The sequence below is a fragment of the Cytobacillus gottheilii genome (assembly GCF_001636345.1).
GTDB classification, from domain to species: Bacteria; Bacillota; Bacilli; order Bacillales; family Cytobacillaceae; genus Cytobacillus; species Cytobacillus gottheilii.
In genome coordinates, this window is record NZ_KV440945.1 from 1,300,389 (window position 1) to 1,314,328 (window position 13,940).

Annotated in this window: 9 protein-coding genes and 1 pseudogene; 8 read left to right on the forward strand and 2 right to left on the reverse strand. The window is 40.2% G+C overall.

All coding sequences use genetic code 11. The annotated features are described in order from the left end of the window. Positions 1-4 precede the first annotated feature (4 nt). Positions 5-811 (reverse strand): histidinol-phosphatase HisJ, encoded by an 807-nt coding sequence (gene hisJ / locus A6754_RS06225; protein ID WP_066443003.1) that lies wholly within the window; start codon positions 809-811, stop codon positions 5-7. A 189-nt stretch (positions 812-1,000) separates the two neighbouring features. Here hisJ and ezrA point away from each other — a divergent pair, with 189 nt between their 5' ends. After that, the gene (gene ezrA / locus A6754_RS06230; protein ID WP_066443004.1) at positions 1,001-2,689 is read left to right on the forward strand and encodes a septation ring formation regulator EzrA; all 1,689 of its coding nucleotides are present in this window, start codon (positions 1,001-1,003) and stop codon (positions 2,687-2,689) included. Positions 2,690-2,759: 70 nt separating this feature from the next. On the opposite strand, the gene brnQ is transcribed toward ezrA, so the two are convergent. Beyond that, positions 2,760-4,088 carry a branched-chain amino acid transport system II carrier protein gene (brnQ, locus tag A6754_RS06235; RefSeq protein ID WP_066443005.1) on the reverse strand — a complete coding sequence of 443 codons (1,329 nt, stop codon included), beginning with the start codon at positions 4,086-4,088 and terminating at the stop codon, positions 2,760-2,762. A 214-nt stretch (positions 4,089-4,302) separates the two neighbouring features. Here brnQ and A6754_RS06240 point away from each other — a divergent pair, with 214 nt between their 5' ends. The 7 genes and pseudogenes from A6754_RS06240 (at position 4,303) to ltrA (ending at position 13,529) form a co-directional block, all read left to right on the forward strand. Then, positions 4,303-5,439 carry a cysteine desulfurase family protein gene (locus tag A6754_RS06240; RefSeq protein WP_066443006.1) on the forward strand — a complete coding sequence of 379 codons (1,137 nt, stop codon included), beginning with the start codon at positions 4,303-4,305 and terminating at the stop codon, positions 5,437-5,439. Positions 5,440-5,441: 2 nt separating this feature from the next. Continuing rightward, positions 5,442-6,647: a tRNA uracil 4-sulfurtransferase ThiI gene (gene thiI, locus A6754_RS06245; RefSeq protein WP_180320276.1), complete on the forward strand. Its 1,206-nt coding sequence runs from the start codon at positions 5,442-5,444 to the stop codon at positions 6,645-6,647. A gap of 85 nt (positions 6,648-6,732) precedes the next feature. After that, positions 6,733-6,936, forward strand: coding sequence for an alpha/beta-type small acid-soluble spore protein (locus A6754_RS06250; RefSeq protein ID WP_066443007.1), 204 nt, complete (start codon positions 6,733-6,735; stop codon positions 6,934-6,936). Between the two features lie 243 nt (positions 6,937-7,179). Then, positions 7,180-8,769, forward strand: coding sequence for an acyl-CoA synthetase MbcS (gene mbcS / locus A6754_RS06255; RefSeq protein WP_066443008.1), 1,590 nt, complete (start codon positions 7,180-7,182; stop codon positions 8,767-8,769). Between the two features lie 143 nt (positions 8,770-8,912). Continuing rightward, on the forward strand, positions 8,913-10,520 hold the full coding sequence (locus tag A6754_RS06260) for an amidohydrolase (RefSeq protein WP_066443009.1): 1,608 nt from the start codon (positions 8,913-8,915) through the stop codon (positions 10,518-10,520). Between the two features lie 219 nt (positions 10,521-10,739). Continuing rightward, on the forward strand, positions 10,740-11,672 hold the full coding sequence (gene rarD, locus A6754_RS06265) for an EamA family transporter RarD (RefSeq protein WP_066443010.1): 933 nt from the start codon (positions 10,740-10,742) through the stop codon (positions 11,670-11,672). Between the two features lie 596 nt (positions 11,673-12,268). Further along, positions 12,269-13,529 (forward strand): annotated as a pseudogene (gene ltrA / locus A6754_RS06270) (group II intron reverse transcriptase/maturase). Positions 13,530-13,940: the final 411 nt, after the last annotated feature.

A 13,940-nucleotide genomic window follows, 5' to 3' on the forward strand; every position in this document is an offset into this window, starting at 1 on the left:
GTATTTAATAGAGATATTCTTGGCTAAGCATCATAGGCAAACCCTGGCCAAGCTCTTTGACTTGATGTGCATCTGAACCGTAAACAAGTGTTATGCCCATTTCAAGTGCAGCATTTGCTGTCCACAAAGGCGGATATGGTTCCCGGCATAAAGGTTTACTTGAACCGGCGCCATTATAATCAAGCTCATACCCGTTCTGTTTCACCGCTTGCAGAATGGGCATTAAAGTGTCCTTAAAATCTTTTTCACTTTGGAATTTTTTCTTAAATTTCTCAACAAGGTTGATATGTCCAATTCGTTTAGGTTTATATTTTCCTAAGTCAGCAAGAATAGATAGGGTGACAGTTTGGTAATAGCGCTCATAAATAGCATCAACGCTTCCATATCTCTTGATCATTTCACCAAAAACGTCTGGACTATGATCGAGACAATCATACACATTATCGTGCTTTAAAAAGTGAACGGACAGTATGGAATCGTCAATGAGCCTCCCATATTCGTTGAGAAAAGCTTTAATCTCCTGCTCGTATCCTTCAATAAAATCTACTTCTAACCCAGCATTCACGGTGATGCTGCTTTTGTATTTTTCCTTTAATCCATTTACTTCCTTAAAATAGTCTTCGAGTTGATTCATTGACATAGCACTATCTTTTAAAGGAGTTGGTTCTGAGAACCTCTGAGGGAGCGGTGCATGCTCTGTAAAGGATATTTCTTGGAATCCCAGCGAGATTGCCTTTATAATATAACTTTCAAGAGGATCTTTTGTTCCGTGTGGACAATAAGGTGTATGAATATGACCATCTTTTTTCATATACTTTTTTCCCTCCTTGAACTGGATGTTAACGAATGTTAAAGATTTATTGATTTATTTCGATAAAATGTGAAATAAATAGTCAAAAAATGTCGTTTACATGGTATCATAAAAACATTGAATTGAACACGAAAAGTGAAAGTATAGATGGACATACCGGCTCGGAACAGAACAGGGGGCTTTTAAAAAGTGGGATACATAATTGGCGGTATCGTAATTGTCATTCTTATATATTTGACAGGATATTTTTTAAAAAAGAAATATTATAAAGAAGTTGATCGGCTGGAAACATGGAAAATGGATATTATGGACCGCCCTGTGCTGGATGAAATGGCAAAGGTCAAACAGCTGAATATGACTGGTCAAACAGAAGAACTGTTTGAAGGCTGGCGCTATAACTGGGATGAGATCGTAACAGCAGAACTTCCAAATGTAGAGGAATATTTGTTTGATGCTGAAGAATCGATTGATAAGTATCGCTTCGGTAAAGCGAAAGAAGCATTAAGTGCGATAGAAAGCAGTCTTGAACGCATTGAAGAACAAATCAAAGCACTTCTAGTGGAAGTAAAAGATCTTGTTGGCAGTGAGGAAAAAAACAGGCTGGAAATTGAAGAACTGAAAGAAAATTATCGGGAAAACAAAAAACTTTTGCTGGCACACAGACATACATTTGGCAAAGCAGAGGAAGTACTGGAAAAGCAATTTGACAAAGCTGCCGAATTATTTGAACAGTTTGCCGAAAAAACAGATCAGGGAAATTATTTAGAGGCACGGGAAGTTGTACTGGCGATTCAGGAAATACTGGATCATTTGCAGCAGTGCATGGACTCTATTCCTGAACTGCTAATCGAATGCCAGTCTAAGCTTCCTTCTCAAATGGCGGACCTGCGGGATGGATATGAAGAAATGCGGGAAGGCGGTTATATTCTCGATCATATTCAGCTGGAAAAAGACATTGAACAATTCCAGCAAGAGCTCGATAAGCTCCTGGAATCCCTTTATAAGGTAGAGCTTGATCATGTGCAAAGTACAGTAGACAATATGAGAGACAGCATTGACCTTTTATATGATCTGCTCGAAAAGGAAGTACATGCTAAACATAATCTGCAGCAGGATGAGCCGCTTGTCAGAGAGAGATTATATGATAGCTTAGAAAGCAATAAGGATCTAAAAGGTGAGCTTGACGAAATTTGTGAAAGCTACCATGTGGATCAGCAGGATAAAGAAATACAAATAAAACTTGAAAAAACGCTATCAGCTTTAACCAAAAAATACGATGTTTTGCATCATAAAATTAAAAATCAAGGTTCTGCACAAACGCATCTATTGGAAGAGTTCCTGCAGATCAAATCAAGTCTGGATGAAATTTGTCTGGAGCAGGATGTTTTTTCGGAAAAACTGCAGGCGCTTAGAAAAGATGAAATGACTGCTAGAGAAACAGTGGCAGAATTAAAGAAAACCATGACAGAGGCGGTCAAGCTTGTATCCAAAAGCAATATTCCAGGTTTATCTCAGGAATATAAATATTTGGTGCACGATACTCAAGAAAGCATTGAAAATGTGATGCAGAAACTGGAGGAAAAACCTCTTAATATCCCAACTGTTCAGCAATATCTCGAGGTTGCAGTAATGACAGTGGATAAACTGGCACATTACACGGAAGAAATGATCGAAACGATTCAGCTTGCTGAAAGAGTCATTCAATATGGAAACCGCTATAGAAGTTCATATCCATCAATCGAAAAAGCGTTACAAGAGGCAGAACAGTCTTTTAGAAGCTACGATTACAAAACATCACTTGAACAGGCTGCCACTTCAATTGAAGAAGTTGAGCCTGGTGCTTTGAAGAAAATAGAAGAGCTGGTAAAAGAAGAATAAGACAGTGTAAAAAAAGGCTTAGAGGTATGTACCTCTAAGCCTTTTTGAATGTACTTTGTTAGTTATCATCTTAAGAAAGCTTCTTTGCGCCCGTAAACAAGGATAGAAAGTATCCAAGGGCTGCTCCGGCAATTGCAGGCATGATCCAGCCGAGCCCTTCTGCATATAAAGGCAAAAACGAAAGGTTCTCACCTATAGCTGAAACATTCACTCCCGCTTCATTTAAACCATCCACAAAGCTGATTAAACCGGTAGGAAGCAACGCGCAAATATAGACGAAAGAACGTCCTTTAAAAAGCTGGTGAAAAAAAGACAAAACAATTAATACAATTGCAAGCGGGTAAATAATAACCAGAACAGGAACAGAAAAAGTAATAAGCTGAGTCAGCCCTGCATTCGCCAGTACGGCACTAAAAAGGGAGAATACAATAACAATCGTCTTATAAGAGAAAGCTGGAAATAACTTTGAGAAATACTCCGCACAAGATGAAACAAGTCCAACGGAGGTTGTTAAACATGCAAAAATGATGGCAGCTGCTAAAATCACGGATCCAAGCGGGCCGAATAAATATTGTACGGTACCAGACAATATCGCTCCGCCATTTTCTTTAAATCCAATTGCTTCTGGAGCAGTTGAACCAATAAAAGCAAGAGACACGTAAATGATTGCGAGACCGGCTGCAGCGATGAGACCAGCATATATACATATTTTCATAACTGCTTTTTTGTTGGTTACACCTAACCCATTAATAGAGCCAATAACAATTATGCCGAATACTAGAGCGGCAATGGTATCCATCGTTAAGTAGCCTTCAATAAACCCTGTAAAAAAAGCTGTGTCATTATATGTATCCTTTGGGAGGTCTTGTTCCCCAAGTGGTGAAATGATGGCTTTTATTACTATGATTCCTAAGAGGATTAAAAGCGCAGGTGTTAACACTTTTCCAATGGTATCCACCAGTTTGGTTGGATTCATAGCGAGCCATAAGGTAATGGCGAAAAAGACAGCTGAAAACAGAAGTAATGGCCAAAAAGAATTGGAAACGTTTTCATCAAGAAACGGAATAATACCAATTTCATATGAAACAGTAGCAGTCCGCGGTATAGCAAACAGCGGTCCGATCACTAAATACATAATGACGGTAAAAACAACTCCAAACACAGGGTGAACTCTGCTCGCCATTGTTTGGACATCACCCGTTCTGGCAATCGCAATAATCGCCAATAAAGGCAATCCAACACCGGTAATTAAAAAACCGAAAGCAGCAGTCCAGACGGATGTACCGGCCTCCTGGCCCATAAATGGAGGGAAAATCATATTCCCGGCTCCAAAAAATAAAGCGAAAAGCATTAATCCAATCGCAAATATTTGTTTTAAAGATAATGTTTGCTGCTTCAAAAATAGTCCTCCTAAACAATTGCACTATTCTTTCATTCCTCAAAATGTTTAGAACATTAACATAGTAACATGCATTTTTAAAAAAAGCAGATTTTAAAATAATTTTAATATTAGGAAAAATATATTGCAATAATATAGAATACCCATTCATTCTATATATCGAAGTTCCTCTATTTATGGTAAGATTGAGAATTGCATAAGGTGGTGACCAATCATGATTTATTTTGATAATAGCGCAACAACGAAACCATATAAAGAAGCCATTCAATCATTTGTAAAGGTAAGTGAAGATTACTATGGTAATCCATCTTCCCTGCATTCATATGGAGCCAAATCTGAAAAGCTGCTCTCTCAGGCGCGCGAACAGATGGCTAATTTGCTGAAAGTGGATGCACAGGAGATCATTTTTACTTCTGGCGGAACGGAAGGCAACAACCTTGCCATAAAAGGAGGCGCACTGGCAAAGCGCGGAAAACATTTGATTACGACTGAAATTGAGCATCCATCTGTTAAGGAAGCCATGAAACAATTGCAGAAACTCGGCTACCAGATTACTTTTATTCCTGTTGATGCTGATGGAATTGTGGACATAGAGGATATTCGGGCAGCCATTACGAACGATACTGTGCTTGTATCCGTTATGCATGTTAATAATGAGGTCGGATCCATTCAGCCAATTCATGAAATTGGGCAAATGCTGAAGAACTATCCTGATATTCTTTTTCATGTCGACCATGTACAGGGGATTGGGAAGGTGCCTCTAAATATTAAGCATTGTCATATTGACCTTTGCACAATCTCGGCTCATAAATTTCACGGTTTAAAAGGCACAGGCGCCTTGTATATACGAAAAGGAGTAAAGATCTCCCCGCTGTTTTCCGGCGGCAGCCAAGAGCAGCAATTAAGAAGCGGAACCGAAAATCTGCCAGGTTCTGTTGCGATGGCCAAAGCGCTTAGAATGGAATTGACTAAGCAGGAAACAGAATCCAGTACACTTTCTGAAATTAAGCGTTATATCATAGAAGAATTAGGTGTGATGGAGGGAATAACGATCCATACTCCAGCAAATCAAGCTGCGCCGCATATCATCAATTTTTCGATAAGCGGTATGAAAGCAGAAGTGTTTGTCCATGCTCTTGCTGAGCATGATATATACGTTTCTACAACAAGTGCATGCTCTTCTAAATCAAAAGCAGTCAGCCAGACACTGCTGGCAATGGGTGTGCATGAAGAATTAGCCAAAAGAGCATTGCGAGTGAGTTTATCTTACGACAATACATTGGAAGAAGCACATTTATTTATTAATGCTGTTAAAAAAACAATTACAAGTTTAAGAAAGGTAATGAAATGATGATCAACTATGACCGTATATTAATCCGCTTTGGTGAGATTTCTACCAAGGGGAGAAATCGCAGCAAGTTTCTGGAAAAATTAAGACAGAATGTAAAGCGAGTGCTATATCAATTCCCGGAAATCAAAATAGAAACACAGCGTGACCGAATGTTTGTGAAATTAAATGGTGCAGATGGAGAAGCGGCTGCACAATGTTTAAAAGAAGTTTTTGGCATCCAGTCCTTTAGTCTTGCTATAAAAACTGAACGTGAAATTGATCAAATTAAGGATGCCGCCTTATCCTTATTTGAAAAGGTGTTTGAAGAAGGGAAAACCTTTAAAATCACATCGAAGCGTGCAGATAAGAAGTTTCAGCTTGATACAGGCGAAATGAATCATACGTTTGGCTCCCATATTTTAAAGAATGTAGAACATGCTAAGGTGGATGTGAAGAACCCTGATATCAACCTGCAAATTGAGGTGAGGGAAGAAGGAGTTTATTTAACCTGTGAAAATATAAAAGGAGCCGGCGGTCTTCCTGCTGGTTCAAGCGGAAAGGCCATGCTCATGCTCTCAGGCGGAATTGATAGTCCTGTAGCTGGCTATTTAGCGATGAAGAGAGGAATTGAAATTGAGGCTGTCCATTTTCACAGTCCTCCCTTCACAAGTGAACGAGCAAAGCAAAAAGTGATTGATTTAACCGAAAAACTTTCAAAAATCTGCGGGAAAGTTACACTGCATATTGTGCCATTTACTGAGGTGCAGCAAATGATTCAGAAGCAGGTGCCTGAAAATTATACGATGACATCAACCCGAAGAATGATGCTAACCATAACTGATCAGCTTCGCAAAAGAAATGAAGGCCTTGCTATTATCACGGGTGAAAGTTTAGGACAAGTTGCCAGTCAGACGTTAGAAAGCATGTATGCCATTAACGATGTAACGTCTACACCTGTGCTGCGTCCGTTGATAACGATGGATAAAGAAGAAATTGTGGAAATCGCACAAAAAATAGACACGTTTGAAATCTCTAATCGTCCTTTTGAAGATTGCTGTACTGTTTTTGTTCCAGCATCCCCAAAAACAAAACCAAAACTTGAAAAAGTTGAGCGGTTTGAAAGCTTTGTTGATTTTACAGAGGCAATATCAAAAGCAGTACAAGATACAGAAACGCTAACAATTACACCAGGTTTCAGCTATGAAAATGAGGATGAGGATCTATTTTAAGAAGATCTTCATGAAATTACCAATTTAAAAGTGCATACCGCCATGTGATTCTACACATTCTATACTCACAAGGAGGTGAAATCACATGGCAAACAACAACAACTCAAACCAGCTTTTAGTTCCTGGTGTACAACAAGCTCTAGATCAAATGAAGTACGAAATCGCTACTGAATTTGGTGTAAACCTTGGTGCAGAAACTACTTCTCGTGCTAACGGTTCAGTAGGTGGAGAAATCACTAAGCGTTTAGTTCAAATGGCTGAACAACAATTAGGCGGTTACCAAAAATAAAAATAGATAATATGGCTACAAGGAGCAGGGCAAACGCCCTGCTTCTTTTTTTTTATTTCATAAAGATCATTGAACCTTACTAGCGAAGAATCTAGGCATTTCTTAAGCTTATTTGTCACACGTTCTTTTGCCAGTACCTCGTTTAGATTAATTGTTGTAAAGTTGATAAATTTGATTGTTTTGATTTTTTGAAAAATTTAGTATAATGTTGGGAGTATAAACCAATTAAGGAGGATTATCAATATGAAACGTGAAGATTTACTTGCTCCCGAACAGTATAACCTTGTTGAAGAAGTTGAGAAATTCACAGCTGACCAAAGTAAAATAGCACTCATTTGGGAAAATGAGTTTGGAGAGAAAAAGAATATTACATATCATCGTTTGATTGAAAGAGTGAATAAAGTTGGAAACGTTTTCTTAAATCATGGATTGCAAAAAGGAGATACTGTCCTTGTCATCATTCCTCGCTTAATTGAAGCATATGAAGTATATTTAGGTGCATTAAAAATCGGATTAACAGTGCTTCCAAGCTCTGAGATGCTTAGGGCTAAGGATTTGCAATACCGAATAACTCATGGTGATGTGAAGGGGATCATTAGTTATTATCCATTTATTGATCAAGTCAAAGAGCTTAAAGAAGCAGAACCATTAGTTAAATTTTCAATTGGTCAAAAAGCAGATAATTGGTTTTATTTAGATGAAGAGCTGGAATTGGCCTCTTCCACTTTAACAACTGCTGATACAAAAAAAGATGACATGGCATTTTTATCATATACATCAGGTACTACTGGCAATCCAAAAGGGGTTGTCCATACACATGGTTGGGCCTTTGCACATTTAAGAACAGCTGCACCTCACTGGCTCTTGATTGAAGAAGGAGATATCGTCTGGGCAACAGCTGGCCCTGGCTGGCAAAAATGGGTTTGGAGTCCCTTTTTATCCGTGCTGGGCTCAGGTGCAACTGGTTTTGTTTATAATGGCAAATATGATCCCCAAAAATATTTACAGCTTCTTCAGGATAATAAGGTGAATGTTCTTTGCTGTACGCCTACTGAATATCGGTTAATGGCAAAAGTGGATGAAATTGGACAATATCAATTGCCGCACCTTCGCAGTGCTGTGTCTGCTGGTGAACCGTTAAATAGAGAAGTGATTGATATTTTTAAGAAACATTTTCAACTCAATGTGCGCGATGGCTATGGTCAGACCGAAAATACATTACTTGTTGGAGTGACAAAGGATATGGAACTCAGACCTGGGTCAATGGGAAAACCGACACCAGGCAACAAGGTAGACATTATCACTGATGAAGGGAGACCTTGTGAGGCAGGGGAGGTTGGCGACATTGCCGTTCATGTCAGCACACCTGCTTTGTTTAAAAATTATTATAAAGACCCTGAACGAACGTCTATGCAGTTTAGAGGCGAATATTATATAACAGGTGACAAAGCCAAAAAAGATGAAGATGGATACTTTTGGTTTGAAGGACGTGGAGATGACATCATTATTAGCTCAGGCTATACGATTGGACCATTTGAAGTGGAAGACGCTCTTGTAAAACATCCTTATGTAAAAGAATGTGCTGTCGTCGGCAGCCCAGACGAAGTTCGCGGATCGATCGTGAAGGCATTTGTTATTTTGAAGGATCTGCCACAGCAAAAGGAGAGCGAGATTATACAGCAGCTGCAGGATCATGTGAAAGCAATGACTGCTCCATATAAATACCCGCGGAAAATTGAATTTGTTGAGGAACTGCCTAAAACAATTTCAGGAAAGATTATGAGAGTGGAGCTGCGGAAAAAAGAACTGGAGAGCGTGGCAAACAAGGTGTGAATTGAGGAGAAGCAGGCGAGGGTGCCTGCTTTTTGTATGAGGGCATATTTTTACGTTGGCGGATATAAAGATTTATTTTGCTTGTCGGTCTTAAACAAGGTGTACTATACTATGTTCAAATTGATATTAAAGGAGCATGGACAATGGGAACGCTTTGGCATGGGGGAAATATTTATACACTGCAGCAGGAAAATGAACAAGTAGAAGCCGTTTATACAGACGGCGGCGTGATTATTGAGATAGGATCATACGATAAACTTTTGGAAAAGTACAAAAATAATCTTGATTTGATTGAAGATCTTAAGGGAGCGACCATGCTGCCGGGATTTGTTGATAGTCATATGCATTTAATTGGTCATGGTGAAAGGCTGATCAGACTTGATTTGTCAAAGTGTACATCCAAAGGAGATGTGCTTGCTGCTGTTAAGGAATATTCGCTGCAGTTCCCTGCTGGTGAGTGGATTGTTGGAGAAGGCTGGAATGAAAATTTATGGGAAGATCCTTCGCCAATCACTTCAGCGGAATTAGACAAAGTGGTACCAGATCATCCAGTTTTTCTTAAAAGGGTATGCCGTCATGCATTAACAGCTAATTCCTTAGCTTTAAAACTCGCAGGTGTCAGTGAAGCTACAGAGTGTCCTCCTGGGGGTGTAATTGAATTGGACAGTCGAGGTCAGCTCAACGGAATATTGAAGGACCAAGCACAGGACCTGCTTTTCTCAGCTGTACCTCCTGTAACAAAAGCGTACTTAAAAAAAGCACTCCAAGCTGCTATAACAGACGCTTATTCATTAGGTTTAACAGGATCGCACACAGAAGATCTCAATTATTACAATGGATTTGGACATACATATGAAGCAATAAAAGAAGTCATTGAAGAGGATCAATATAACTATCGGGCACATTTGCTTGTTCATCACGAAGTTGTAGACAGCATGATTGCCAGTGGACAGCATTTTATGAGCGGTACAGAATGGGTTGAGTTTGGAGCCATGAAAATTTTTGCAGATGGTGCTTTAGGAGGGCGTACAGCATTGCTTAGCCATCCATACGCAGATGATGAAACTACTTCTGGAGTGGCCATCTTTTCTCAGGAACAGCTTGATGAGCTCGTGAGTAAAGCACGGGAGTATAACTTGCCTGTAGCGGTTCATGCCATAGGCGATCTTGCCTTTGAAATGGTCGTGAACTCCATTGAAAAATATCCTTTAATTGGGAAAGGGAGAGACCGTCTCATTCATGCGCAAATATTGCGTAAGGAGCTGATCGACCGCATCAAAAACCTCCCGCTTATTCTTGATATTCAGCCGCGCTTTGTTGCTTCTGATTTCCCTTGGGTCGTGGAGCGTGTCGGTCAGGAATATATGAATTATTGCTATGCGTGGAAAACATTATTGGATGAAGGTCTCCATTGTGCAGGCGGCTCTGATGCGCCAATAGAACCTGTTGATCCGCGGCTTGGCATCCATGCAGCGGTAACGAGAACCAATATTGACAGCAGCGATTGTACGGTTTATAACGAAGAAGAAAGACTTACTGTGTATGAAGCGGTATCTCTTTTTACAAAAGGAAGCGCATATGCGATTTCACATGAACATGACCGAGGCGTCATTAAAAAAGGAAATCTTGCTGACTTTACCATCCTGGAAGAAAATATATTTACGATTGCTCCGGAAGCGATTGCTTCCATCCCTGTAAAACAAACCGTCATTGGCGGCAAAACTGTGTACCGGAATGAGATTGGGAAATAAATATTTTAAGCAACTTTACCGAATGATTAGAAATTTTATCTTTCTAACGATTCGGTTTTTTTAGTGTGTATAAATATGAGTGAAATGAAGCGGCGGGCAAAACGAATTTGGTTGATAGAGTTAATTTTTAATAAAGATTGATAAAAATATATTGCAAGTCTTTTTAACAGGTGTCTATAATAGTGATATTTCGAAATCAGAAAGAATTGAGGATGGAAGATGGGACAAAACGATATTAAAAACGGCGCACTGTATGCTGGATTCTCATATTTATTGTGGGGGATTCTGCCAATCTACTGGAAACTCATTCATCATGTCAATTCAGATGAAATATTGGCAAATCGGATCTTATGGAGTTTCATATTCATGATTTTCATTTTAGTATTTAGCCGAAAATGGGCACCATTTTTACAAACACTAAAAGGCTTAAAGGCAAATAAAAAGCAGGCTGCCGCCCTTGTAATAGCATCTGTTTTAATTAGCTGCAACTGGTTTGTTTATATTTGGGCAGTGAATGCTGACCGGATGATTGAAGCAAGTCTTGGTTATTATATTAATCCTCTTGTAAGTGTTTTGCTTGGAATGCTTGTCTTTAAAGAGCGGCTTGGAATTATGCAATATATATCTTTTATATTGGCCTTAGCTGGCGTGCTTATATTAAGCATTTCTTACGGCCAGGTTCCGTGGGCATCTCTATTGCTTGCTTTTTCTTTTGGCTTTTATGGCCTTGCGAAAAAGCTGATTACCGTTGAACCGGCGATTGGGTTAACATTAGAAACATTAGTCGTTGCACCATTTGCCTTAATCTATTTAATTATTTTATATTCAAATCAATCATTGGCTCTTTTTCACTCGTCAGCAGGAACAGATTTATTGCTGCTTGGAGCAGGGATTGCAACAGCCATTCCTCTTCTGCTTTTTGCAAAAGGAGCACAGAAGATCCCTTTATCCATGCTAGGATTTTTACAGTATATTGCGCCAACTATTACCCTAATTTTAGGGGTGTTTGTTTATGGTGAAGCATTTTCATCGGTAGACCTCCTGGCTTTCCTATTTATTTGGAGTGCACTGACCGTTTACTCTCTTTCTAAAACGAAGATATATGTACATTGGCAGGAGAAGAGGAAAGAACGAAAGAAAATAGCTGTTTAATGTAATTGCAAAAGTGCCAGGTCTCTTTGACCTGGCACTTTTCTAGTGCGCCCGGCATGGGTGCAATCTATAGGGTGCAAGTCCCGAGCCACGAAGGCAGTAGTAGTGGTTAGCTTAACGCAAGGGTGTCCGCGGCGACGCGGAATCTGAAGGAAGCGAGCGGCAAACCTCCGGTCTGAGGAACACGAACTTCATACAAGGCTAGGTACCATTGGATGAGTTTGCTAGACAAAACAAAGTCCTTACTGCCGAAGGTGGTACAGAGTAAATGGAGCAGATAGATGGAGGGAAAGATTGTACTCTTACCCGGGGAGGTCTGGTTGGTACGCCAAGTACACTTGGTAACCTATCTAGAAATAGATAGCTGAACAACCAGAAGTCAGCAGAGGTCATAGTACCTTACCTACTCGAGACGGTAAGGGAAGGACTGAACAATTAGGAAGAACGAGAACTAGGCATACAATTCCTGTGTAGAAGCAGACAATCCGAAAGGACTTACTTGAAGGAGGAAGTGGTGAATCCACAGGGGACTTCATGAGGGTGGAGCAGGAATAACATAATTAGACTTCTACGTTCACGTCGAAAGGAAATATCACATGTTAATGAATCTGATTCTGTCACGGGAAAACTTAATAGAAGCACTTAAACGTGTGGAGAAGAACAAAGGAAGTCACGGCATAGATGGGAATGTCCGTAAAATCCCTACGAAGACATCTCTATGAAAACTGGGACACCCTATGTGACTCTTTAAGGAAGGGTACCTATCAGCCTAACCCAGTCCGTCGAGTCGAAATCCCGAAACCGAACGGTGGATTAAGATTACTAGGAATACCGACCGTGACAGACCGGTTCATTCAACAGGCAATTGCCCAAGTTCTAACCACACTTTTTGACCCAATCTTCTCAGAACATAGTTATGGGTTCAGGCCAAGCCGAAGAGGCCATGACGCTGTTCGTAAAGCAAGGGGATACATAAGCGAAGGTTATAGATGGGTGATTGATATGGACTTGGAGAAGTTCTTTGACAAAGTGAATCATGATAAGTTGATGGGGATATTGGCAAGCAGAATCCAAGACCGATTGGTCTTGAAATTAATACGGAAATATCTCCAAGCAGGAATCATGATAAATGGTGTAGTCTACGATGCAGAAGAAGGAACACCACAAGGAGGTCCCCTGAGCCCTCTTCTTTCGAATATCCTTTTGGATAAGCTTGATAAAGAGTTAGAAAGGAGAGGTCACAAGTTTGTCCGCTACGCCGATGATTGTAATATCTACATGAAATCGAAGAAAGCTGGAGAATGTGTGATGAACTCGATTACATGTTTTATTGAGCAGAAACTAAAGCTCAAAGTGAACAGGGATAAAACAGCGGTTGACCGCCCGTGGAAACGAAAGTTCCTTGGCTTTAGCTTTACGATTAATAAGAAACCGAAGGTTCGAATAGCCAACGAAAGTATTAAAAGGCTTAAAGCTAAAATACGAGAGTTAACCTCCCGTTCCAAATCCATTTCCATGGAAGTTAGAATTGAGAAACTAAATCAATATCTAACGGGATGGTGTGGATATTTTGCATTAGCCGATACACCAAGCAAATTTAAAGAATTTGATGAGTGGATTAGGAGAAGACTTCGTATGATTGAATGGAAACAATGGAAGAATCCGGGGACAAGAGTAAGAAAACTCAAGGGCTTAGGTGTTCCAGACCAAAAGGCATACGAATGGGGAAACTCCAGAAAGAGATATTGGAGAATAGCCTCTAGTCCGGTTCTAAACAAAACCCTCAATAACTCTTATTGGAGTAATCAAGGGCTCAAAAGTCTATATCAAAGATATGAATTTCTACGTCAAACTTAATTGAACCGCCGTATACCGAACGGTACGTACGGTGGTGTGAGAGGTCGGGGGTTAGTCACCCCCTCCTACTCGATTTGTGTGCCCGGCATGGGTGCAGGCTCTAGGGTGCGAGTCCCGAACGGCGAAGGCAGTAGTAGCCGTAGCTTAAGACAAGGATATGCGGGGTGACCCTCCTATCTGAAGGAAGTCGGCGGCAAACTTCCGCTCTGAGGAACACGAATCTCATATGAGGCTAGATGACATTGGGTGAGTCTGCAATACAAGACAAAGTCTATACTGCCAAAGGTGTCACATAGTAAATGAGGCGGAGACATGGAAGGAAAGTCTGTACTCTGACCCGGGGAGAACCTGTCGATATGCCGTACTCATGCGGTAAGCCTATCCGTGAGGATAAGTTGAACGACAGGCGTC